Origin of the sequence: Gordonia sputi NBRC 100414 (genome assembly GCF_000248055.1) — a bacterium.
GTDB lineage: Bacteria > Actinomycetota > Actinomycetes > Mycobacteriales > Mycobacteriaceae > Gordonia > Gordonia sputi.
The window spans coordinates 47,622-71,124 of record NZ_BAFC01000120.1 but is presented as its reverse complement, the minus strand read 5'-3'; the positions used below and the strand labels follow the sequence as shown (position 1 = coordinate 71,124).

The following is a 23,503-nucleotide window of genomic DNA, read 5'->3' as shown; positions in this document are numbered from 1 at the left end:
CAGCGATCGAAGGCCGCGACCAGGTGCTGCCCCGCGTGACAGCGGTGGCACGACCGGCGCGGGTACCCCTGTCCGCGGCGCAGTCACGCATGTGGTTCATCAACCGATTCGAACCGGCGTCGGCGTCTTACAACATTCCACTTGTGTTGCGCCTCAAGGGAAGTCTCGACCTCGACGCTCTCTTGGCGGCAGTCGGCGACGTCATGGAACGTCACGAGGTGCTGCGTACGATCTACCCGGATGCCGGTGACGGCCCCGTGCAGCACATCGTCGTCGCCGCGCAGGCACGCGACGAGGTGGATTGGGGTATCGCCTCTCATCGTGATGAGCTGATCGCTTCTGCCACAACGGGATTCGATGTCACGCGTGAACTCCCGATCCGGGGTCGGGTACTGCGGGTCTCCGACGGTGAGCACGAACTGGCACTCACGGTGCATCACATCGCGTTCGACGGGGGATCGGTTCCGGTACTCGTCGGCGATCTTCTCGCCGCCTACCTTCACCGCACCAGCGAGGCCGTGCCCGCGCAGGCCCCGCTGTCCGTGCAGTACGCCGACTATGCGCTCTGGCAGCAGGCTGCCCTCGGCAGCGTGCACGATCCGTCGAGCCCGATCGGTAGCCAGATGGACTACTGGCGAACGAAACTCGCGGCACTCCCGATCGTCACAGACCTGCCGCGTGATCGGCAGCGGCCATCGGTGCGCGACAGCGACGCAGGTGTGGTCTCGCTGACCGTCGACGACGCGTTGGCAACCCGTATCGAGGCCTTCGCCCGGGAACACGAGATCACCGGCTTCATGGTCCTCCATGCGGCGCTGGCGATCATGGTGTCGCGCGAGGCCGCCACCGACGACGTCGTCATCGGAACCCCGATCACGGGCCGCACCGACTCCGCCCTCGCCGATCTCGTCGGGATGTTCGTCAACACGTTGGTGCTACGCACCGAGGTCGATCCGGGGCTGACCGTCGAGGATTTCCTCGCGTCGGTACGCACCACCGATATCGATGCTTTTGCGCATGCCGACGTGAACTTCGAAGATCTCATCGACGAGTTGTCGCCCGCGCGTTCCACCGCATTCGAGCCGCTCGTGCAGATCGCCTTCACCCATGTGTCGGGCGACGTCGATCCGCGGGCCGAGATAGAAGCGGCGGGACTCGTCGCCGAACCGCTGGACATCGCTGCGCCAACAGCCAAGTTCGACCTCACGGTCGGCGTGGCAGACCGACGTGCCGACTCTCCCATGACGACCGAATTCATCTATGCCAGTGCACTATTCGACGAATCGACGGTGCGCGGTTTCGCCGATCGCTGGCTGACGGTGCTGGAAGCGATGGTGGCAAACCCCCGGATCGCCGTCGGTGACATCGACTTCGCGGTCGATGACGACACGGTGATGTCACTCGGGGTGCGGAGTCGGAACTCTCTGGGCACCAATGGTGTTGCCGCCGATGGCGGTGTCTCGACGCCGCGTGTACTCGTCGACATCCTCGACGACCGCGTCATCGATATGGACCGTCCCGCGCTGATCTGTGATGACCAGCAGTTCACCTACGACGAATTCGAGAAGGCGGTCAATCGAGTGGCCCGCAGGCTGATAGCCGCGGGTGTCGGACCCGGCGACGTGATCGCCGTCGGCATGAACCGCTCGATCAACTCGGTTGTCGCCGTCTTCGGTGTGCTCCGAACCGGGGCAGCGTACGTGCCCATCGCGCCGTCGTATCCTGAGGACCGCATCGCCTTCATGCTGGCCGATTGCGGTGCAACCCGTGGGATCAGCGATCGCGATACGATTCCCGGCTTCGGAGAGTCGCCGTGCACCTGGATGGATATCGACGCCCTGATCGCACCCGGGGTCGCAGACGATCCCGTCACGAACGACGAGCGCCGTGCGCCGGTGAGACTCGACGATCTCGCATACCTCATCTACACCTCCGGGTCGACCGGTCGCCCCAAGGCGGTCGGCGTCGCCCAGCGAGGCATCGCCAATCTCGTCGACGCACTCGCGGAGATCTCCGGGACCTCGGCAACGGCATCCGACGTCCGGGTGCTGCACGTCGCATCGCCGAGCTTTGACGCCTCTGTACTCGAAATGCTCTGGGGCATCGGCCTCGGCCACACACTGGTGATCGCAAGCGCCGATGAGTACGCGTCGGACGCACTCGGCCGTGTCCTCGAGCGCGGCGGTGTCACCGACGCGATCATCACTCCGACGGTGCTCGCCACCGTCGACCCGCATTTCGGTGCGAGCCTGAGGAATCTCGCATCGGCGGGCGAGGCGTGCCCACCCGAACTCATCGACAGGTGGGCGTCGGCTCATCCCGATCTCCGGACGCTCAACCTCTACGGGCCTTCGGAGATGACGGTGTGGGCAACCGCGGCCGTGGTCGAGCGAGGGCTGCCGGTGACCATCGGACGCCCGATTCGCGGGTTCGCCGCGTATGTTCTCGATTCGCGACTGCACCGCGTGCCGCAGGGCGTGACGGGGGCGCTGTATCTCAGCGCCGACGACTCGCTCGCGCGCGGTTACCTCGGACGTCCCGGACTGACCGCGAAGGCGTTCGTCGCGAATCCGTTCAGCTCGACACCGGGCGCGCGTCTGTATGCGACGGGTGATCTCGTCAGGGTCACCGCCACAGGCGAATTGGAGTACGCCGGCCGCATCGACACACAGGTCAAGTTGCGCGGGCTGAGGATCGAACTCGGTGAGATCGAGGCGGCACTCACCTCCCACCCCGACGTCGACGCCGCGGTGGTCATCGGTGTCGGGGGAGCTGTCGCGAGCGCGTTGGCAGCGTACGTGGTGGCATCACCTGACGTCGATGTCGCGGCCATCCGCGACCACATCGCCACGCGGCTTCCGTCGCACATGGTTCCCGCGAGTCTGACCGTGCTCGATGTACTACCGCACACGCCCGGAGGCAAGATCGACGTCGCCGCCCTGCCTGCGCCTGCCGAAGAGGCACAGCAGCACAGCAGCGTCGCGCCGGCGACCGACGCGGAGGAGCGTGTCGCCGCCGTCTACGCCGAGGTGCTCGGTAGCGAGACCATCGGCGTCACGGAGAGCTACTTCGACCTCGGCGGCAACTCGTTGTCGGCCACTCGCGTTGCTGCGCGGATCTCCGAACTCTTCGACGCCGACATCACCGTGCGCGACGTGTTCGAGCAGCCAACCGTGCGCGGTCTCGCCGCGCTTGCCGCGCAACGGGAACCGGGCCTCGCCCCGGTCGTGCCGGTCGTTCCCCGCCCGGCAAGCATCCCGCTGTCGTTCGCGCAGGCCAGGATGTGGGTCATCAACCAGTTCGATCCCACGTTGAGTACCTACAACGTCCCGGTGCTGCTTCGGCTCAGTGGCGACGTCGACGTGGCTGCGCTGCGGGCAGCCGTCGTCGACGTCGTCGAGCGACACGAGGTGCTACGGACGGTGTTCCCCGCGGTCGACGGTGTTCCCGTGCAGATGGTCGGTGCCGTCGACACCGTGTCGGATCGGCTCGATTGGGGCGTCGTCGACTCCGCGGCGAAGCTCGAGGTCGCGGTGACCGACGGCTTCGACGTCAGTGTCGAGGAGCCGTTGCGGTGCCGTGTCTGGCAGTCCGCACAGGACGAGTACGTGTTCGCGCTGGTGGCTCATCACATCGCCGCCGACGGCGAATCGATGGGCCCGTTGGTCAGCGACATGATGGCGGCGTACGCGGCGCGCGCGACCGGTGCGGTACCGCACTTCGCGCCGATGCCGGTGCAGTTCGCCGATGTGGCGATCTGGCAGCACGAGGTCCTCGGGCGGCCCGACGACCCAACATCGGTGGTCGCGCGTCAACTGTCCTACTGGGAGGACTCGCTGGCAGGCGTACCGGATGTGCTGGAACTGCCGACCGACCGCCCGCGACCCCTCGTCGCGTCCGAGCGGGGCGCGCAGGTCGGGTTCGCGATACCGGCCGCCATCGCAAGCCGTGTGTCGGCGGTGGCACGCGAGCACGGTGTGACGCCGTTCATGGTCGTACATGCGACCCTCGCTGCGCTCCTGTCCCGACTGGCCGCCACGACCGATGTCACGGTGGGCACCCCGATCGCCGGTCGCGGACAACGTGATCTCGACGCGCTGGTCGGCATGTTCGTCAACACGCTCGTGCTCCGCAGCGACGTGGACCCCGGCGAGTCGTTCGCCGATCTGCTCGTGTCGGTTCGGATCACCGACCTCGATGCGTTCGCGCACGCCGACGTGCCGTTCGAAGCGGTGATCGATCGTCTCGACCCGGTGCGATCGGAGGCGTTCGCGCCCCTCACCCAGGTGCTGCTCACCTTCCATCAGTCGGTGCTGCCGGAGTTCGCGTCAGGAGTGAACGCCACACATGTTGCCGGAGTGCAGATCTCGCCCATCGCGCCGCAGCACACCCCGGCCAAGGTCGACCTCACCTTCGGTATCGCCGACGCTCCGGACGGCGAGCCGTGGATGGCGCAGATCGTCTATGCCACAGATCTTTTCGACGCCTCGACGGTTGACACGATCGCCGACCGGTTCGTTCGGATGCTCGACGGCTGCACCGCCGATCCGAGCCTGCCCGTCGGCGACGTCGTGCTGCTGTCGGATGAGGAGAAGGCGACGCTCGCCGCGCTTCCCGCGCCGGTGACGCACACGCCGCGCGCAGACCTGAGCCTCGTCGACCTGTTCGCCGAATCCGTACGCGCACACCATGAGCGGCCCGCGGTCACCGCGGGTGGACAGTCGCTCGACTACGGCGAACTCGACGCCAGGTCGACGGCGGTCGCCGCGGCACTGGTCGAGCGCGGCGTCGTCGCGGGAGATCTCGTCGGTGTCGCGACGGCACGCACCGTCGATCTCGCCGTCGCCATTCTGGGTGTACTCAAGGCGGGTGCGGGCTATCTCCCGCTGGATACGACGAACCCGGTGCAACGCCTGACCTACATCGTCGCCGACGCCGCCATCGACCTGATCATCACCGACGCCGTGACCGTTGGTCACGAGCTCTTCGCGGCATTGCCCGGCGCGGTGGCGGCCATCGATGTCGATGCCCTGGTGGGCGAGGGGACAGGTCTGCCCGCACCGACGCCGATCATCAGACCCGACTCCGGCGCGTACGTGATCTACACGTCCGGCTCCACCGGCAAGCCCAAGGGCGTGCAGATCACTCATCGCGACGTGCTGACCCTGATCGACACCACCGCGACCGACTTCGAGTTCGTCCCGACCGACGTCTGGACCATGTTCCACTCCTATGCATTCGACTTCTCGGTGTGGGAGCTGTGGGGCCCGTTCGCGTCGGGTGCGCGTCTGGTCATTGTCGACCGCGACGTCGCACGCGATCCGGACGCCTTCGTCGAACTCCTCGGCCGCGAGGGGGTGACGGTGCTGAGCCAGACGCCGTCGGCCTTCTACCAACTCATCGATGCTCGACGGCGCGTCGGACCCGATCTCGCGGTGCGCTACATCGTGTTCGGTGGCGAGGCGCTCGCATTCGATCAGGTCGACCGCTGGTTCACCGAAAACCCCTCGGACACAGCTCAACTGGTCAACATGTACGGCATCACCGAGACCACGGTGCACGTCAGCATTCGGCCCATGGACCGAGCGTCGGTCCTCGACGGCGACAGCTCGCTGATCGGTCGGCCGTTGAGCTCGTTGGGCATTCACATCCTCGACTCGCGACTGCATCCGGTCCCGCCGGGCGTCGTCGGCGAAATCTATGTCACGGGTGGCCAATTGGCGCGGGGTTACCGGGGACGGCAGGAGCTCACCGCCACGCGGTTCGTCGCCGACCCCTTCGATCCGGGCGGCGAACGCATGTACCGCACCGGCGACCTCGCCCGCCGGGTCGGCGACGACATCGAGTACCTCGGGCGCGGTGATGCGCAGGTGCAGTTGCGTGGTTTCCGCATTGAGTACGGCGAGGTCGAGGCCGCGTTGGCCGCTGCCCCCGGCATCAACGCGGCCGCGGCAACGGTCGTCGACATCCCCGGACGTGGGGAGCAACTCGTCGGCTATGTGGTCGCAGACCGGATCGACACGATCGACGTGGAGGAGGTCCGCGACTCGGTTGCGCGCGCGGTGCCGACCTACATGGTTCCCGGAATCATCACACCGATCGAGCGTCTGCCGCTGACCGCGAACGGCAAACTCGATCGACAAGCACTGCCCCAGCCCGTGATCGACAGTGTCGGCGGCGACGACGTCGTGCCCGCGACGCCCGCCGAGCAGACCCTCGCCCGACTCGTCGCCGGTGTGCTCGGCGTCGAGACGGTTGGCATGACCGACTCCTTTTTCGCGCTCGGCGGCGACTCGATCCTCGCCATCACGCTCTCGTCTGCAGCACGTGCAGCGGGCCTTCCGATCTCGCCGCGCGACATCTTCGAGCACAAGTCGGTGCGCGCTCTGGCGGTGGCCGCGGTGGCCGACTCAGGTCGACTTCCGATGCTCGCCGAGTTGCCGGACGGGCCGACGGGTGCCGTGCCGGTCTCACCGGTTGCCGCGTGGATGATCGAATTGTCCGACGAGCCAGACGATTTCGCCGACTTCTCGCAGTCGATGACGCTGATCGCGCCGGAAGGTCTCGACACCGAGCGGCTGCGGCGACTTCTCGCCACGGTGGTTTCGGCACACCCGATGCTGTCGTCGACGCTGCGGTGCGTCGACGACGAGTGGGTGGCCACCGCCGGCTCCGACGCCACACCGAGCGTCGTCGGCGAGCGTGTCGATGCGGCCGTCGACAGCCCGGAGTTCGCCGCGGCCGTGCAGGCGGCTCACGCTCGTGCACTGCGCGAGCTGTCACCGGCCGACGGGGTACTGGTGTCCGCCGCACATGTGGCCGGGTCCGACGGTGCGCGGGTGGTACTCGCGATACATCACCTCGGCGTGGACGCCGTCTCGTGGCCGATCCTCATCGAGGATCTGATCACGGCGTGGGCGGCGTCGGAAGCCGGTGGCGACGCGACATTGCGTCCCGAGGTCACCTCGGCACGGGCGTGGCACTCCGCGATGGCCGAACGCACCGCCGATCACCTGGGCGAGGTCGACTACTGGCTCGCGCGAGTCGACCGCGAGCCCACCGATCTCGGCGTCACCGTCGAGCGTGACCGTGATCGATTTGCCACGCTCTCCACCGTGACCGTCGCCGTCGGCGCCGCGGACACCGAGGCGTTGCTCACCAGCGTCCCCGAGCAGTTCGGTGGCCATGTCAACGACGCTCTGCTCGGCGCGTTGGCGCGCGCGATCAGGTCGTGGCAGCGTGCGCGCGGAATCGTCGACGATGCTCCGGTGTCGATTCTGGTCGAAGGCCACGGACGCTATGAGGACGTACTCGGCCACGGCTCGACGCCGAGCACCGCGGACCTGTCCCGCACCGTCGGATGGTTCACGTCGATCGCACCGATCGCGGTCGACCCGGGCGACGACATCACCCACGCCGTAAAGGCTGCCAAGGAGGAACGTCTCGGTCAGCCCGAGCACGGTCTCGGATTCGGGCTCCTGCGCAACAATCTCTCGCGCAACGGCGACGCACGGTTGGCGCAGACCGCGTTGCCCGGCATCGCGTTCAACTATCTCGGAGCCGGCGCCCGGGGCAGCGACGACGCTGCGGTGTTGCCGTTCACCGCCGATCCGGCGGCACCCGCGTTGCCTGCTTCGGTGTCGGGGCGCATGGTTGCAATGAACACGCTGTCCGTCAACGTCGGCACCGCGACGACCGGCAGCGGCCGCGAACTGTCGGCCGACCTGCTGTTCCCGAGTGGCGCATTCACCCGGTCGGACATCGAGGACCTCGGTGATCGCTGGGCGGCTGAACTCGCCGCGGTCACCGCGGCGGCACGACAGCCGGGCGGGCCGGGTCTGTCGCCCTCGGACGTGCCCGGTACCGGCGTGACCCAGGACGACCTCGACGAGCTCGCGCACCGTTTCGGTTCGGCCGACGTCTGGCCGATGACGCCGCTCCAGCGGGGTCTGCACGTCCAATCAGAGCTCGCGGGCGACGACGCGGTGGATGTCTACGTGGTGCAGGGAATCCTCCACCTCGGCGGGGACATCGACGTCGAGCGGCTTCGTCGTGCGACAGCAGCGCTGTTCGATCACCACAGGGCGCTGCGCTCGGCGTTCGTGCGTTGTGGGAGCGGCGCCGTGGTCACGGTGATCCCGGAGGAGGTCTCCGTGCCGTGGGAGGTCGTCGAGGTACCGGCGTCGGCCGGTGATGACGAGTCGGCCGATGACATGTCGGCGGTGGAGCATTACGCCGACGTGGAGCGACGTCGCGGATTCGATCTCGAGTCCGCTCCGCTGATGCGCTTCACGCTCGTCCGCCACGGCGAGGACGCGCACCTGATCGTCACCAATCACCACATCCTGATCGACGGATGGTCGGGTCCGCTCGTCCTCGCCGACCTGCTCGCGCTGTATGCGACCGGGTCGACCTACACCGGGACACAACCCGGTGGCGGAGACTTCGGCGATCATGTGCGCCGCATCGCGCTCGCCGATCCCGACGCCGCTCGGGTTGCGTGGCGAGAGGTACTTGCGCCGCTCGACGGTCCGACGCTCGTGGCTCCCGGTGTGTCCGGGGCTCGTGAGCTGCTCCCGCGCGATCACTCCGCGGTGCTCGACGAGCAGATCGTCGCCGGAATCGAGCGCCTTGCCAGGTCGCAGGGAGCAACAGTGGCCACGGTGCTGCAACTCGCGTGGGCCGTGTTGTTGTCGCGGCTGACCGGGAGCCGGGTCGTCGCATTCGGTGAGACCACCTCGGGCCGTCCCGCCGATCTCGAAGGCGTGGCGTCGATGGTCGGCTTGTTCATCAACACCGTGCCGGCGGTAGTCGACGTCGATCCGGACGCACCCGTCGCGGACGTGCTCGCGCGTCTGCAGCAGGCGAAGGTGACCGTGCTCGACCACCAGCACATCGGGCTGACGGAACTGATGGCGCTCGCAGACGTCCCGCTGCTGTTCGACACCCTCACGGTGCACGAGTCCTACCCGGTCGACGGTGACTCGCTGGCGACCGCCGACCCCGGGCAGACCGGGGGGCTGCAGATCCTCGATTTCGACGGCGCCGACGCGACCCACTACCCGCTCAACATGGCTACGGCTCCGCTCCCGGGTGGGCAGATCTCGCTCACGCTCAAGTACCTGCCTGCGGCGTTCGACGACCACCAGGTGGAGGTGTTCAGCAGCGCGCTGGTCGAGATCCTGAAGGAGATGGCCGCAAACCCGAGCCGTCTCACCGCCGACATCACCCTGGTCACCGACGAACAACGGGACATGTTCACACCGGTCGACGGTGGCGAAGGGACGCGACCGCGGCTGCTCGCCGACCTCTTCGCCGAAGCGGTAGCGGCGTACGGACCGCGTACAGCGGTCCGCGACGCGGCCGGTTCGACGATGACCTACGCCGAACTCGACGTCGAGTCCACTCGCCTCGCGCGGTGGCTGATCGCACGGGGGATCGGGGCCGAGTCGCTCGTCGGTGTGGCAATCGGACGCTCGACTCAACTGCTCACCACGATCTGGGCGGTCGCCAAGACCGGCGCGGGATACGTGCCGATCGATCCGGACTATCCGGCGGAACGAGTCGCATCTATGGTCGAGGATTCCGGCGCCGTGCTGGGCCTGACCCGTTCGCGCTCGCTACCGACGCGGCCGGGACTCGACTGGGTCGACCTCGACGACGAGGCCGTTTCCCGTGAGATCTCGTCACAGGAGACCTCGCCGCTCGCCGCGAACGAGCTACTGCGTCCGGTGCGACCGGAGAACACGGCCTACGTGATCTACACCTCGGGATCGACCGGAAGGCCGAAGGGCGTGAGCGTCACGCACTCCGGTCTCGCCAACTACGCCGCAGTGGAGTCGTCCCGCTTCCCGCAGGTGGAGAAGCCGGTCGTGCTCGGCTTCGCGTCACCGAGCTTCGACGCCTCGGTGCTGGAGTACCTTCTCGCCGCGACATTCGGCGGCGAGATCGCGTACCGCCCCGTGGACGCGGTCGGGGGCGAGGCTCTGGAGCAGTTCATGCGCGAGAGCGCGGTGACCCATACGTTCCTGACTCCGACAGTGCTGTCGACCATCGATCCGGCCGCACTGCCAGATCTCGCGGGGGCCGCCGTGGGTGGAGAAGCCGTCCCGCCGTCGATTGTCGACGGCTGGTCGGACCACGTCAGTCTGCACAACATCTATGGTCCGACCGAGACGACGATCAGCGTGACGTTCGCGCGGCCGACGCGGCCGGGTGCCCGAGTCCTGCTCGGCGGTCCCATCGACGGCGCCGGCCTCGAGGTTCTCGACGCCCGTCTGCATCCCGTGCCCGAGGGAGTCGCCGGCGAACTCTACGTCACCGGACTGCCGCTCTCCCGCGGATATCTCGATCGGCCGGGCCTGACGTCGGAGCGGTTCGTCGCGCACCCGAACGGCAGCCCGGGCGAACGCATGTACCGCACCGGTGATGTCGTCCGTTGGCAGCGCGACGACACCGGCGAACTCGCGCTCGAGTATGCGGGCCGCAGCGACGACCAGGTCAAGCTTCGCGGTCTACGCATCGAACTCGGTGAGATCGAGGCGGCCCTGGCTGCTCATCCGGCGGTCGAGTCGGCTGTCGTCGTCGGGGTTGGGGGAGCGGTGGCGACTGCGCTCGCCGGTTACGTCGTGCTCAACGATTCCTCCGGTCTTGCCGAGTCGCCTGCCCCTGCTGACGCCTCGATCGATTCCGCGGAATCGGCGTCGACGACGCTGCGGCACTTCCTGTCGCAACAGTTGCCCGCTCACATGGTGCCTGCGAGCATCACCGTGCTCGACGCTTTTCCGCTGACGGCCGTCGGCAAGCTCGACAAGCGGGCGCTACCCGAACCGCAGCGCTCGAGCGGAGTTCATGTCGAGCTGGTCGGGCCTATCGAGGAATCGGTGGCTGGGGTGTTCGGCGAGATCCTCGGCGTCGAGAACGTCGGCGCGACCGACAGCTTCTTCGATCTCGGCGGCGATTCATTGTCGGCGACCCGTGCTCTCGGTCTCCTGCGACGCGAGCACGGCGATCATCTCGAACTCGGCTGGCTGTTCAACGATCCGACGCCGCGCGGTATCGCGGCCCGGGTCGAAGGCACCACCGCGCCGGCGGGTGAGGTCCTCATCGAACTCGCGCGCGGCTCGAAGTCGCCGCTGTTCTGTGTGCACCCTGCGGGCGGACTCGCATGGTTCTACGGCGGGTTCGTGCCCTACCTGGACGATCGGCCGATCTACGGCCTGCAGGACCCGCACGCCGTGTCCGGAGAACCCTTCGCCTCGTCGGTGGAGGAGATGGCACAGAGGTACCTCGCGGAGATCCGACGCGTGCAGCCGGAAGGGCCGTACCACCTGCTCGGATGGTCGCTCGGTGGATATGTCGCATATGCGATGGCCACGGCGCTGCGCGAATCCGGCGAGGAGGTCGCCTTCCTCGGCGTGATGGACTCGGCGCCGGTGCCCGTCGCTCAGGACGTCGAGCCCGCGGCAGCCGACCGCGTGCGCCTCGGCGGCGAGTTCGTCGGCGATTTCCTGGGGGGCTGGCGCGACCTGTTCGATCTCGGGGAAGATGTTGAGGCGAGCTCTGCCGAGGAGGTCGCGGCAATCGTGCGGGACAAGATCGCATCGCTCGGGCTGCTGCGTGATGAGCAGGTGCAGTGGGTGATGGACAGTTTCGCGGGTGGTGAGCAGTTGGTGGAGCGTTTCCGTCCCGACCCGTTCGACGGCTCGCTGCTGGTGTTCACGGCGACGCGCGACAAGGAAGACCCTTCCGCGGTCGCGCGGTCGTGGGAACCACACGTCGCCGGTGACGTTGTCAATGTAGACGTCGACGCCGACCACCTCGGCCTGGCGAATGCGGATGCACTCGCTGTCATCGGGCCGGTCCTCGCAGTGCGACTGGCGGACAGCGCGCACGACGAACACGATGCGCATGGAGAACACGATGCGCGCGAAAAACACAACGAACACCTCGAAGACGATGGTGAGGAAAGGAAGCGATAATGACGAATCCCTTCGATGACGAGAACGGCCGATTCTTCGTCCTGGTCAACCACGAGAACCAGCACTCCCTGTGGCCGACCTTCGCCGACATCCCCGACGGGTGGACCAAGGTGTTCGGAGAGGACAGCCGGGCCGCGTGCCTCGAGTATGTCGAGCAGAACTGGACCGACCTGCGTCCGAAGAGCCTCATCGACGCGATGGAGGCCGATCAGGCGGCGCGAGCGGCAGACGCCTCCTAGAGGCAGCGACATCGACGAACTCAGTCGCTGGCGGGTGACGCGGGCATAACGCTTTCACACCAGTCACATCAGTAACACTGACTACACTCTGGCACTTCAGTAACATTGGGTTCGCAGAAGAACGAAACTCGTGTGGAGTTCGTCACAAATTACGGTGGTTCGCCTTCCGAACAAGTAATGCAGGTGCATTCTGTTCGGAAGGATCGACGCCATCGTCTGGGAGGCGAGATGGCTGAGGTCGGAGATGTCGACGCGTGGGGTGCTCGAGGTCGAATGATGACGGAATTGCGGAACGACGTGATGCGGCGCGCTGAGGCGACGCCGTGGATGACGGCTGTTCGTCTGGGGGGCGAATCGGCGACGTACGGCGAGCTTGCAGAGAGCGTGTCGTCGTACGAAACGGTGATGAGCCGAAACGGCATGTCCTCGGAGGCGGCGATCTACGCGGCACTCCTGCACTCACTTCCGTCGCTCGCCAAGGTCAGCGATCCCGCGAAGCAGGGGGCGATGATCGATCAGGTTCTAGCTTGGCTCGGTCGCAATCTGCCGTTCTCCGGTGGCTCGCTCCGGGCGGTCGGCTGACCCGTACGGTCTGCCGACGACCCCTCATTGGCAAGCGCTACCCACAGGCAAGACCTACTCACGGTGAAGCGCCACTCGCTGCTTGGCCGCCACTCACAGGCCGGCGATCGCCAGCACGAGCAGCAGGATCGGAATGCCGATCACGGCCGCGATGGTTCCGAGGATGATTCCGGTGACCGCGCGGCCGCTGCCGCGATAGCGGGTCGGGTGTCGATGGATCTGTCGAACACCTGCGGCACCGAGCGCGATCGACATGAGCCCCGCGACCCCGCCGATGCCCAGTACCGGAATGAGCGGGAACGCCGCCAACGCGGTCACCAACGACGCCGTCGTCAAGGGAGACGTTCGTGGCTGCGCAGGCACCTGGCCCACGAGCGATACCGGATGAACCGTCGGGATCACCGTCGGCATGAGTATCGCGTTTTCGCGATGGGCGAGGTCCCAGTAGTCGCCGACCTCCGGTAGCGGAGTATCTCGGGATGTATCTCGTGTCCGTACGCGAAGGCCCTCAATGGGCACCGGATTGCGTTGCGGCCGCTGCGCGTGGGTCGTGACCGGCCCGGAGTGGCTGTCGGGGGTATGAGAACCCGACGGGGAATCCGGTAGTAAGGGCAGCGACATCGACTCGAGCACGTTCGATTGTGGCCAGCGCTGGTAACGATCGGTGATCGCCGGTTCGATCGGCGCGGTGTGGTGTTCGGTTCGCATCGGCCCTCCTCGCAACGAGTCTACCGACGCACACCGCGCCGCCCCGGAGAAGAAAATCCGGAACGGCGCGGTGTGGGTGTATCGGTGTTGCCCGAGACGGCGAATCAGCCGCCGTGCTGGCCCATCATCGACGAGAGCTGCGTGACGGCATTGCCGGACAGCTTCCACTCGCCGTCGACCTTTACGTACGAGAGCGTGATGTTGGCGGGGTTGGACGTGTGCGGGCTCTTGACCTCCACGCTGGCATCAGCAGCGTTGTCGCCGGTCTTCTTGACCTCGGTCACGGTGTAGACATCGGGTCCGTAACCCGCTGCAGACGCGCCCTTGGCGTACGCCTGGATCGCGGTCTTGGTGACCGGGTTGCTGGTGTCGACGACCTTCTCGAGCTCATCGGACGAAGTGTTGGGGTCGACGGCCTTGCGGAGGATGCCCTGGGCGTCGGAGTTGGTCAGGCCCGCGATGGCCGCGGCGGCCTGGCTCGTCGCCTCGGTGACCTTGCTGGTGGCGCTTGCGACGGTATCGCTGGCGCTGTCCGAACCTGAACAGCCCGCTACAGCGACAAGTGCGGCGCCCGCGATCATGGCTGCCGCGAGAGACTTCCGAAGCTTCATTGCTACTCCTGACGACGAATTGTAAGGCCACACTAACCGATCGCTTGACGTCGACAAGGGGCGGTACCTCGCGTGGGAATTAACCGGACCGTGGTCCGGTTATGGCGAGTGAAAGGTTTCGTATCCGTCATTCCAGGAGGCATGACATGCAGTTCGGACTGTTTTCCGTCAGCGACATCACGGCCGACCCTACGACGGGAGTCGAGCCGACAGAACATGAGCGCATCAAGGCGTCGGTGGCGATCGCGAAGAAGGCCGAGGACATCGGCCTCGATGTGTATGCCATCGGCGAGCACCACAATCCACCGTTCTTCTCGTCGTCACCGACGACGACGCTCGCCTACATCGCAGCTCAGACAAGCAAGCTGCACCTCTCCACCGCGACGACTCTGATCACCACCAACGACCCGGTCAAGATCGCTGAGGACTTTGCCATGTTGCAACACCTTGCCGATGGCCGCGTCGACCTGATGCTCGGTCGTGGCAACACCGGCCCGGTGTACCCGTGGTTCGGCAAGGACATCCGTCAGGGCATCCCGCTGGCCATCGAGAACTACCACCTGCTGCACCGGTTGTGGACCGAGGACGTCGTCGACTGGGAAGGCAAGTTCCGCACCCCGCTGCAGTCGTTTACCTCGACGCCGCGTCCGCTCGACGACGTCGCGCCGTTCGTGTGGCACGGGTCGATCCGCAGCCCGGAAATCGCCGAACAGGCCGCCTATTACGGCGACGGCTTCTTCGCCAACCACATCTTCTGGCCAGCTGAGCACTCAAAGCGACTGATCGATTTCTATCGGGAGCGCTACGAGCACTACGGACACGGAAAGGCGCACCAGGCGATCGTCGGACTCGGCGGTCAGTTCTTCATCAGGAAGAACTCCCAGGACGCCGTCAACGAGTTCCGTCCCTACTTCGACAACGCGCCCGTGTACGGGCACGGACCGTCGTTGGAGGACTTCAGTCGCGAGACGCCGCTCACCGTCGGCAGCCCGCAGGAGTTCATCGACCGCACGCTCTCGTTCCGCGACACCTTCGGCGACTACCAGCGCCAGCTGTTCCTCGTCGACCACGCGGGCCTGCCGCTCAAGACGGTCCTCGAGCAGCTCGATGAGCTCGGCGAGGTGCTCCCCGAACTCCGCAAGGGGTTCGCGGAAGGGCGCCCGGCCGACGTTCCCGACGCTCCTACGCACGCCTCGCTCGTCGCGGAACGCGACGCAGAGGAGCTTGCAGGGCAGGAAGCACAGGTGAACGCATGAAGCCGGTAACGCTCGTCGCGGTCAACGCCGGACTCAGTGAACCGTCGTCGACGAGGATGCTCGTCGACCGGCTCACCGACGACGCCGCGTCGCTCGTGCGATCGCAGGGCGGCGATGTCGACGTGCAGATCATCGATCTGCGTGATCTCGCCGTCGACATCGGGCGTTCGCTGGCAACCGGTTTCGCGACCGGTGCTGCCGGTGACGCCATCCGGTCCGTGCAGGACGCCGACGCGCTCATCGTCGCGACCCCGGTGTTCAACGCGTCGTACTCAGGCCTGTTCAAGTCGTTCTTCGACCTCGTCGATGTCGATGCGATGGAGGGTAAGCCGGTACTCATCGCGGCGACCGGTGGGAGCCCCCGGCACTCGATGGTCCTCGACCACGCGCTGCGTCCGTTGTTCGGCTACCTGCGCACCGTCGTCGTACCGACCGGCGTCTACGCGGCGTCGGAGGACTGGGCGTCGACCTCCGGCGACACGGCAACGCTGTCCGACCGAATCCGTCGGGCCGCAACACAATTGGTGGCGCTCATGCCCACCGGAACGAATCGGCGGGCGGTTGCGTCGCAGGCCTCGGACGCTGATCGCGGCGAGCAGCGGATATACGCGGGCGAGGAGGCGGGCATCGCCAACTTCGCTCGCCTGCTGGCCGGCGACTGAGCGATAGAGACTGGCCGAAACAGACTGACCGTCTATGCGCGCCCGGGAGTGTTCTCCCGGGCGCGCAGTCGTGTGCCAGGAAGTGTCGGCGCGGGCAGATGCTGCACCTCGCCGGTGTACCCCTGCACCTGGCCGAAGCGTTCACTGTGGGCCATCCACTCCTCGCGCGCTGCCACGATCTCCTCGTGCGTGCGGCCGACGAAGTTCCACCACATGATGATGTCGTCGTCGAACGGCGCGCCACCGAGCACGATGACCCGCGCGTCGTCGTCGCCGCGATTGGCGAGGACGACGGTTTCGGCACCGACTCCGACGTAGCCGAGTTCGGTGCGCTCGAGCGGGCCCGTCGTCGAATCGACGATCTCCACGCGTCCCGAGTCGACGAGGAATCCGTGTTCGAATCCGGGGTCGACGTCGAGGGTGACGTCGGTTCCCGGCGGGATGCGCAGTTCAGCGCCCAGTAGCGGCGTGAACGTCTCGACCGGCGACGTGCTGCCGAGCAACGTCCCGAGAAAGACGAGTGCCGTCACGCCGCCGACGGTGATCGCCGGCGGCGCGTAATGGGCGAAGTAGCGAGCGGTGTTCGCCGCGTCTGCCGGGAGTGCGACCCACAACTGCACGCCGTGTAGGACCGTGGTGTCGGGAGTGGAGACCTCGGTATGGGCAATGCCGTGGCCCGAAGTCATCAGGTTCAGTTCGCCCGGACGCACCATCGCATGATTGCCCATCGTGTCCCGATGCTCGATCTCACCGGTGAAAAGCCAACTGACCGTTTGCAATCCGATGTGCGGATGCGGAGGCACATCCATGCCGCCGGTGGCCGAGACGTCGTCGGGTCCGTAATGGTCGGCGAAACACCACGCTCCGATCAGCGACCGCTCCCGCTGCGGCAGGGTGCGGTGGACAGTCATGGCACGCGGGCCGCCGAGCGGTACGTCGCGCGCGGTGAGCACCTCGACCCGCAGCGATCCGTCGTGATCGGGGTCGGCGTTCTCGACCTCGGTCTGACAGTCGATTTCGGCCGGATGTGCTTCGAGGTTGCTCATGGCGTCACGCCTTTCGGCTTCTGTGCTTTTCGGCTTTGGGCTTTTCGGCCTTTGGGGCTGATGACGCCAGTCTAGGAACAGTCGGGTCGACGACGCGTGCGCGGTGCGATCGGTGAGCTGCCGGCAGGCCGAATCTCAGAGATCGGTCGCGTCGTCGAACGTCATGGCCAGGTGTCCCACCGACATGGTGATGGCGGCGTGCCGGGCCAACTTCAGGCCGCGTAGTTCGTCCGCGATCGGGTGTCCGCCGAGCGTGAGGGTTGCGCCGCCGATGCGGGCCCGGACGCCGCTCAGCGATCCGAGTCGCCACGGTATGGAGCGCAGCTTTCCGTCGAGGCACGAGTAGGCGGTGAGTTCCGCGTCGCCCGGAGCCGCGGGGACCGGCAGGCCCGGTGCGGTCTCGAGGGCAGCGATGAGGCGTCCGTCCTCCGAAACACTGCCGCGCTTACGCGAGCCATCGTGGTCGACATCGAAATCGGCGAGAAACTTGGGAAAGCCCCAGATCCCGCGTCCAGCCTGTCGGGTGAACTCACCGTCGACGGGGAGTCGATGGATCAGCGCGTGCGCATCGCCGCGCACCACAGAGCCGAGCGCGCTGAGCGGAGACGCGGGCGCAGTCGGATTCTCGACGAGCAGGCACACCCCGAACTCGTTGTACGGGCCGAGATCTCCGTCGACATAGTCGACGAACACCAGCATCACCATGCCGCGGCCCGGGCGTATCCGCAGCGGACGAAGCGGAGAGGCGCCCGACGCCGCTATGGTTCTCGCCATCGCGTCGGCGTCGGCGGTGAATCCCGCAGCGATGCACCGCGCATCTCTGACCTCGACGGGTATCGTGAGCGTGGTACCTGCGACGGTGTGGGTCGACGGGGAGGACATGAGGCCCCTTTCTGACAGCGATGTATTCGGGCGGCGACGTTTTCTGCAGCGATGTATTCGGGCGGCGACTTCGGGCAGCGAAGTACGCGGGCAGCCGCGTGCTGGCAGCGAGCGCCCGAGCGTGCCGCGACGAACAAACAAGAACGTGTTCTAGTTTGGCATACCGTCTGCTCTCCCGGTCTGAATGTGTGTCTTATCGATAGATGTGGCTGCTGCAGCGCCCACATCTGTCGATGGGACACACATTTAGCGTGCGGCTTTCGGCGCCGATTCTTGCGAATGCAACAAAGGCCCCATTTAGGGGACTACCGACATGTCAGACCTAATCCTTACTATTTGCTGAGTGTTGGGGATCGCTGTCGTAACGACATGATGTAAGGACGTAACGGTGACCGTAGTAACAGAGACCGGGGGTGCCCTCGGGGCGCCATCGCCCGTGCCTGTGTCCCCTGTTGTCGCAGATCGCGGCGCGGCGTCGAATTCATTCGGCTCCGCCCAGATCGCCCGGATGGACGACTACCGCCACGGCCATGACGCCGCCGTGGCACGTCGGCCGATGCTGTCGCGCCGCGAGGTCGAGGTGTTGTTGACCTGGCTGCGTGCGGAATCAAAAGAGGACGCCGCGGCGACGCTGTTCATTTCAGCCTCGACCGTGAGCACCCACCTCGCGCGCATTCGCACGAAGTACACGGCCGCGGGTCGCCCCGCCCCGACGAAGACGCACCTGCTGGCTCGCGCTCTGCAGGACGGCTACACCAGCCTCGACCGCTGGTGAGGTCTCACGCCCCGATGTCGCGGGCGAGAGACGGCCAGGTCTGGTGCAGGTCGTCCTGCCAGTAGCCCCATGAGTGGCTTCCGGCGGGACGCAGATTGACCTTGGCGGGAATGCCGAGCTGAGCGAGGCGCGTCGCCATCTGGCGTGTGCACTGATCGATGCCGAACTCGATCGCGCCGCCGAGCAGAGCCTGGTTCGCCAGTACCAGCCCGTCGCCGTCGATCGACGGATCGGACAGGCGTTCGTGCTTGCCGGGAAGCCCGGTGCCCGCGGTCATATAGACCCTGGTGCCGCGTAGCTTCGCCGCGTTGAGATAGGGATCGTTGGCCCGCCAGCCGGGTCCGTTCAGCGGTCCCCACATATTGACCATGTTGCCTCCGCCGCGGTTCTCGACGACGAAGCGGATGTATTGCTGCCCGACCGGGTCGCTGGTGCGCGCGCAGCCGCTGAACGCGGCAATCGAGCGGTACAGACCGGGGGCAGCGAGCGCGAGGTTGAACACCGTGGTCCCGGCCATCGAGATGCCCGCTGCAGCAACCTTTCCCGTGGTCGGGAAGCGCTTGCCGATCAGTGGTGGCAGCTCTTTGGTGAGGAACGTCTGCCACTTGTTGCGGCCGAGGACCGGGTCGTCGCGTTGCCAATCGGTGTAGTACGAGAACGCACCGCCGATCGGGGTCACGACATACACGTTCTTGTCGGCGAAGAACTTCTTGTAGTCGGTGCGGGCATCCCAGGTGGCCGAATCCTCGCCACCGCCTGCACCGTTGAGCAGGTACAGCGTCGGTGCCGCACGGGTGCGGTTCTTCGGGGTCAACACCGTGACCGGGACGATTCGATCCATCGACGCCGAGTGCACCATCAGCGTCACCTGCTGGGGTGAATCGTCGGTGGAACTGACGATGCTCGACGTCGGCGCCGCCTGTGCGGGTGCTGTCGCCCCGAGGAACGCGGCCAGCATGAGCCCAAGGGTCAGCCAGATCAGGTGTTGTCGACGCATTGTTCACTCCTGCGATCACTCGGGACTTCTCCGAGGCCGCCCTCTCGGCGATCTCCACCCCGTAGCCGTGCGTCGCGGCTACAGCGCGACCTGCGTCAGGATATCTGTCGTCGGTTGAGGCGATCCACCCTGTGGCTCGATGGTCACCGCGAGCACGGACGAGTCGTCGAGCGAATCGATCACGTGCGGGGCAGCGGAGCCGGTACCCGCGACGAGGCCCGCCGACACCGGCGTGGCTGCTTTGCCGATCAGCCACAACTGGAACGTCTGGTCCGCGGCGATGGGATTGCGCTGGTCACGCACCACGGCTACGGCGCGGTTCGCCGACTTCGAACTCACGACGGTGATGGTGCCCCGATTGTCGGCGAGCGACGAAACCGTCGACCGCGCGTCCGGTGCGGCGAGAATGTCGGACACCTGTTGGGCGGTGGTCGACGACGGTGTCTGCTCCGGCGCCGTGGTGCGCCCGATGAGTACACCCGCACCGAGTGCGACGGCCACCGCGACCGCCGCGGCGCCGACCGCGAGTGCCGCGCGCCCGCGTCTGCTGCGCGCACGGTCGATCGGGACGACGGCCGACGGCTCTGAGTTACTTTCGGCGGTCCCTGGCTCTGAGTCACTCTCGGCGGTCCCCGGTTGCTCGGTGTCGGAGACGCCCCGTTGCTCGGTGTCGGAGACGCCCCGTTGCTCGGTGTCGGAGACGGATTCCGGGTCGGCGCTGAATGCGCGGTCGAGGACCGTCGCGCGCAGTTCGGCGGGCGCGGCGAGTGCGAATCCACTCGCGAGGTCGGTGATGGCCGACTGGATGTCGGTGATGCGGGCGAGGTAGATCCGGAGTTCGACGGCGCTGAGGTCGTCGAGTTCGCGGCGCACGCGTTCGGTCTCGGCAGGCGTCAGCGCGTCGATGGCGTACAGCTCGACGTGGTCGTCGAGCCACTCGGTGTCAGCCATCGGCTTCTCCGTGCAGACACTTCTTGAGCCGTCGGAGGCCGTCGCGGATGCGGGATTTGATGGTCGGTAGCGGAGTGGACGTGACCGCGGCGACCTCGGGGTAGGTCATGCCGTTGAAGTACGACATCTCGATGCTGGCGCGCTGAAGCTCTGTCAGCCGATCGAGGCACGTGTGCAGGGTGCGGGTCTCCTCGCGGTCGACGACCACCTCGAGCGGGATCGGGTGCGGGGTGCTCGCGTTGCCTGCGCCGTACTCGGCGGCTTTGCGCTGCTGGAGTTCTTCGGTGCGGACACGGTCGACGGCGCGCCGGTGCGCGATCGTCATCATCCACGTGATCACCGAGCCGCGCGACGGCTGATACTGGTCGGCCTTCTGCCAGTACTGCAGGTACGACTCCTGTACGATCTCCTCGGCGTAGTGCACGTCACGGATCACCCGCAGGGCGAGGCCGTAGATGCGCGCGCTGGTGAGGTCGTAGAGCTGAGAAAATGCAGCGCGGTCGCCGCCGGAAGAGGCGGTCAACAGATCACGAAGGGTGCTGGCTTCCGACGTCGAGCCTGCGGGGCGGTCGTCGTCTCCCGTCGCTGCGTGGCCCGATGTCACTCCACCACCGTAGCCACGCCCGAGCTCGGGTGTGGCGGTTCGGTCCATACGGCGTCGTGTCGGATCGACATCGGCGCGCCCATCGGGCCGATGACTCATCTGCTTGCCGCGCGCCGATAGAGCATCAGCGACAACGGCATGCACACCGCCAGGATCGCCACGCTCCAGCCGATCGAGTAGGCGAGCGCGTGGTCGGCGACCCACCCGGACGGTGGCACGAAGTTCGACGGCGCGCCGTTGCCGAGGTGATCGCGACTCGTGGTGGCGACGGCTGTCACCGGATTCCACTCGGCGATCGTCCGAAGCGGCCCCGGCAGGCTTGCCGCGGAGATGAAGGCCGACGACAGGAAGGTCACCGGAAACATCCACAAGAATCCGATGCTTTGCGCCACTTCGACATTGGGTGCGATCAGTCCGGTGACCGCACCGACCCATGCCATCGCGAGCGCGAACACGATGATCACCCCGAATGCGATTGCCGCGTCGGCGAGCGAGCCGTGGACCCGCCAGCCGATGACGAGGCCGCTGATTACCATGACCGTGAGTCCGACGAGGCCGAGCAGCATGTCGGAGCCCACTCGGCCTGCGATGACTGCCAGTCGTGACATGGGCAGCGAGCGCAGCCGGTCGATGATTCCGTCGGACATGTCGTTGGCGAGTCCCACGGTGGTGAACGCCGCGTTGAAAACAACAGTCTGCGTGAAGATCCCGGCCATCAGGTACTCGCGGTAGGAGTGTCCTCCGAAGGTCGCGCCGAAGACATAGGCGAAGAGGAACACGAACATCAGCGGCTGAATGGTCGCGCTGACGAGCAGGGTGGGGATACGTCGCACAGTGAGCAGATTGCGCTCGACGAGGACTGCGGTGTCAGTGAACATCGGCGGGCTCCCGTGTGTCGAGGCGCGTCGTCGTAGCGCTCGTGTCGTCGTCGACTGCGTGCTCGGTCAGCTGAAGGAACACGTCGTCGAGTGTCGGTCCGGCGACGGAGACGCTGCGTGCAGGTGTGCCTCCCGCGTCGAGCGCGCGGATGGCATCCGGGATGTCGGCGGCGCCGTCGGCGACCGGCACCGTCCATGTCCCTGTTTCCGACCGATGCGGGTTTCCGACGCCGATCGCCGCCAATGTTCGTGCGACGACAGCGGATTCGGAGACGGTGTGCTCACCGTCGAACTCGACACTGAGGATTTCCGGGGTGATCGAGTTCTTGAGCTCGTCTGCACTACCCTGCGCGCGGATTCGTCCGTGGTCGATGACGGTGATCTCGTCGGCAAGCGTGTCGGCTTCCTCGAGGTACTGGGTGGTCAGCAAGACGGTGGTTCCCGCATCCACCTGCGCGGCGATCAGGTCCCAGATCTGGCGTCGACCGCGTGGGTCGAGTCCGGTGGTCGGTTCGTCGAGGATGACGAGTCGCGGGTGGTTGATGAGTGCTCCCGCGAGGTCGAGTCGCCGCCGCATGCCGCCCGAGTAGGTGCGCATCGGTCGGTCGGCGGCATCGTCGAGTCCGAGTTCGGCGATCATGTCGCGCGCAAGGGCCGACGCGTCGCGTCGACGATGGCCGTAGAGCTGGGCCACCATGCGCAGGTTCTCGAAGCCGGTGAGCGTGCCGTCCACGGCGGCGTACTGCCCTGAGACACCGATGATTTCACGCGCCCGGTCGGGTTCGCGCAGCGCGTCGATCCCGGAGACGGTCACCGTGCCGGCATCGGGGCGCAGCAGGGTCGCCACCATGCGAACGGTGGTGGTCTTGCCCGCACCGTTGGGCCCGAGCAGCGCGTGCACGGTGCCTGCCGGGATGGTGAGGTCGAGATCCTCCACGGCGATCACGGCGCGCCCGCGGCGCAGCAGGCCGGAGGTGAATACCTTTCGTACACCGCGGATCTCGAGTGCGTTGCGTGTGGCCGTGTCTGGCGTATCCGCGTCGATGGGCCCAGTCATGTTGATGGGTTCAGCCATGTTGATGGGTTCAGTCATCCTGTGTCGTCCTGTGGTCGGCACGCGTACTCCCTTCCATTGCTTCGATGAGGCTCTTCGGCCGTAGGTCGGTCCAGTTCTCGTCGACGTAGCGCAGGCAGTCGTCGTGGTCGGACGGCCCGTGCACCCGACGCCAGCCTGCGGGGACAGGCGCGAACTGGGGCCACAGCGAGTGTTGGTTCTCGTGGTTGACCAGCACCAGGAAGACGCCATTGACGTCGTCGAACGGATTGGTCAT

16 protein-coding genes are annotated in these 23,503 nt (G+C 66.6%); 6 read left to right on the top strand and 10 right to left on the bottom strand.

Annotated features, from left to right (window positions below; all coding sequences use genetic code 11):
* The first annotated feature begins 35 nt into the window (after positions 1–35).
* The 3 genes from GOSPT_RS20015 (at position 36) to GOSPT_RS20005 (ending at position 12,802) form a co-directional block, all read left to right on the top strand.
* Positions 36–11,981, top strand: coding sequence for a non-ribosomal peptide synthetase (locus GOSPT_RS20015; protein WP_169330949.1), 11,946 nt, complete (start codon positions 36–38; stop codon positions 11,979–11,981).
* Positions 11,981–12,220: an MbtH family protein gene (locus tag GOSPT_RS20010; protein WP_005208426.1), complete on the top strand. Its 240-nt coding sequence runs from the start codon at positions 11,981–11,983 to the stop codon at positions 12,218–12,220. The genes GOSPT_RS20015 and GOSPT_RS20010 overlap by 1 nt, the downstream gene beginning before the upstream one ends.
* A gap of 228 nt (positions 12,221–12,448) precedes the next feature.
* On the top strand, positions 12,449–12,802 hold the full coding sequence (locus tag GOSPT_RS20005) for a hypothetical protein (protein ID WP_231895025.1): 354 nt from the start codon (positions 12,449–12,451) through the stop codon (positions 12,800–12,802).
* A gap of 93 nt (positions 12,803–12,895) precedes the next feature.
* Here GOSPT_RS20005 and GOSPT_RS20000 read toward each other — a convergent pair whose 3' ends face one another.
* A complete protein-coding gene (locus tag GOSPT_RS20000) occupies positions 12,896–13,510 on the bottom strand; it encodes a DUF4190 domain-containing protein (RefSeq protein WP_005208424.1) in 615 nt (204 codons plus the stop codon).
* A 104-nt stretch (positions 13,511–13,614) separates the two neighbouring features.
* Complete coding sequence (locus GOSPT_RS19995) at positions 13,615–14,121, bottom strand: MTB12 C-terminal domain-containing protein (protein WP_005208423.1); 507 nt, start codon at positions 14,119–14,121, stop codon at positions 13,615–13,617.
* Positions 14,122–14,267: 146 nt separating this feature from the next.
* Between GOSPT_RS19995 and GOSPT_RS19990 the strand changes: the two genes are divergently transcribed.
* Positions 14,268–15,377 (top strand): LLM class flavin-dependent oxidoreductase, encoded by a 1,110-nt coding sequence (locus GOSPT_RS19990; RefSeq protein ID WP_005208422.1) that lies wholly within the window; start codon positions 14,268–14,270, stop codon positions 15,375–15,377.
* Positions 15,374–16,039 carry an FMN reductase gene (locus tag GOSPT_RS19985; RefSeq protein WP_005208421.1) on the top strand — a complete coding sequence of 222 codons (666 nt, stop codon included), beginning with the start codon at positions 15,374–15,376 and terminating at the stop codon, positions 16,037–16,039. Before GOSPT_RS19990 ends, GOSPT_RS19985 begins: the two co-directional genes overlap by 4 nt.
* A gap of 32 nt (positions 16,040–16,071) precedes the next feature.
* Here GOSPT_RS19985 and GOSPT_RS19980 read toward each other — a convergent pair whose 3' ends face one another.
* The gene (locus tag GOSPT_RS19980) at positions 16,072–17,085 is read right to left on the bottom strand and encodes a pirin family protein (RefSeq protein ID WP_005208420.1); all 1,014 of its coding nucleotides are present in this window, start codon (positions 17,083–17,085) and stop codon (positions 16,072–16,074) included.
* 135 nt (positions 17,086–17,220) lie between these two features.
* On the bottom strand, positions 17,221–17,967 hold the full coding sequence (locus GOSPT_RS19975; protein ID WP_005208419.1) for an acetoacetate decarboxylase family protein: 747 nt from the start codon (positions 17,965–17,967) through the stop codon (positions 17,221–17,223).
* Positions 17,968–18,409: 442 nt separating this feature from the next.
* On the opposite strand from GOSPT_RS19975, the gene GOSPT_RS19970 reads away from it, so the two are divergent.
* Positions 18,410–18,742: a LuxR C-terminal-related transcriptional regulator gene (locus GOSPT_RS19970; protein ID WP_051994091.1), complete on the top strand. Its 333-nt coding sequence runs from the start codon at positions 18,410–18,412 to the stop codon at positions 18,740–18,742.
* Positions 18,743–18,746: 4 nt separating this feature from the next.
* Here the strand turns inward: GOSPT_RS19970 and GOSPT_RS19965 are convergent, their stop codons facing one another.
* From GOSPT_RS19965 to GOSPT_RS19940, 6 genes are all read right to left on the bottom strand, one after another.
* On the bottom strand, positions 18,747–19,739 hold the full coding sequence (locus GOSPT_RS19965; protein WP_005208417.1) for an alpha/beta hydrolase: 993 nt from the start codon (positions 19,737–19,739) through the stop codon (positions 18,747–18,749).
* A 78-nt stretch (positions 19,740–19,817) separates the two neighbouring features.
* Positions 19,818–20,690, bottom strand: a complete 873-nt coding sequence (locus GOSPT_RS19960; protein WP_005208416.1) for an anti-sigma factor — start codon at positions 20,688–20,690, stop codon at positions 19,818–19,820.
* Positions 20,683–21,342, bottom strand: coding sequence for a sigma-70 family RNA polymerase sigma factor (locus GOSPT_RS19955; RefSeq protein WP_005208415.1), 660 nt, complete (start codon positions 21,340–21,342; stop codon positions 20,683–20,685). The genes GOSPT_RS19960 and GOSPT_RS19955 overlap by 8 nt, the downstream gene beginning before the upstream one ends.
* A gap of 47 nt (positions 21,343–21,389) precedes the next feature.
* On the bottom strand, positions 21,390–22,172 hold the full coding sequence (locus GOSPT_RS19950) for an ABC transporter permease (protein WP_005208414.1): 783 nt from the start codon (positions 22,170–22,172) through the stop codon (positions 21,390–21,392).
* Complete coding sequence (locus GOSPT_RS19945; protein ID WP_005208413.1) at positions 22,162–23,265, bottom strand: ABC transporter ATP-binding protein; 1,104 nt, start codon at positions 23,263–23,265, stop codon at positions 22,162–22,164. The genes GOSPT_RS19950 and GOSPT_RS19945 overlap by 11 nt, the downstream gene beginning before the upstream one ends.
* Entirely contained in the window at positions 23,258–23,503 is a 246-nt protein-coding gene (locus GOSPT_RS19940; protein ID WP_005208412.1) for an MbtH family protein, read from the bottom strand. Before GOSPT_RS19940 ends, GOSPT_RS19945 begins: the two co-directional genes overlap by 8 nt.

Coding starts and splice junctions, on each gene's coding strand:
- GOSPT_RS19995 (WP_005208423.1), bottom strand. CDS start 14,121: ATGAAGCTTCGGAAGTCTCTCGCGGCAGCCATGATCGCGGGCGCCGCA.
- GOSPT_RS20010 (WP_005208426.1), top strand. CDS start 11,981: ATGACGAATCCCTTCGATGACGAGAACGGCCGATTCTTCGTCCTGGTC.
- GOSPT_RS19985 (WP_005208421.1), top strand. CDS start 15,374: ATGAAGCCGGTAACGCTCGTCGCGGTCAACGCCGGACTCAGTGAACCG.
- GOSPT_RS19990 (WP_005208422.1), top strand. CDS start 14,268: ATGCAGTTCGGACTGTTTTCCGTCAGCGACATCACGGCCGACCCTACG.
- GOSPT_RS19960 (WP_005208416.1), bottom strand. CDS start 20,690: ATGGCTGACACCGAGTGGCTCGACGACCACGTCGAGCTGTACGCCATC.
- GOSPT_RS19965 (WP_005208417.1), bottom strand. CDS start 19,739: ATGCGTCGACAACACCTGATCTGGCTGACCCTTGGGCTCATGCTGGCC.
- GOSPT_RS19980 (WP_005208420.1), bottom strand. CDS start 17,085: ATGAGCAACCTCGAAGCACATCCGGCCGAAATCGACTGTCAGACCGAG.
- GOSPT_RS20005 (WP_231895025.1), top strand. CDS start 12,449: ATGGCTGAGGTCGGAGATGTCGACGCGTGGGGTGCTCGAGGTCGAATG.
- GOSPT_RS20000 (WP_005208424.1), bottom strand. CDS start 13,510: ATGCGAACCGAACACCACACCGCGCCGATCGAACCGGCGATCACCGAT.
- GOSPT_RS19955 (WP_005208415.1), bottom strand. CDS start 21,342: ATGGACCGAACCGCCACACCCGAGCTCGGGCGTGGCTACGGTGGTGGA.
- GOSPT_RS19945 (WP_005208413.1), bottom strand. CDS start 23,265: ATGACTGAACCCATCAACATGGCTGAACCCATCAACATGACTGGGCCC.
- GOSPT_RS19975 (WP_005208419.1), bottom strand. CDS start 17,967: ATGTCCTCCCCGTCGACCCACACCGTCGCAGGTACCACGCTCACGATA.
- GOSPT_RS19950 (WP_005208414.1), bottom strand. CDS start 22,172: ATGTTCACTGACACCGCAGTCCTCGTCGAGCGCAATCTGCTCACTGTG.
- GOSPT_RS19940 (WP_005208412.1), bottom strand. CDS start 23,503: ATGACCAATCCGTTCGACGACGTCAATGGCGTCTTCCTGGTGCTGGTC.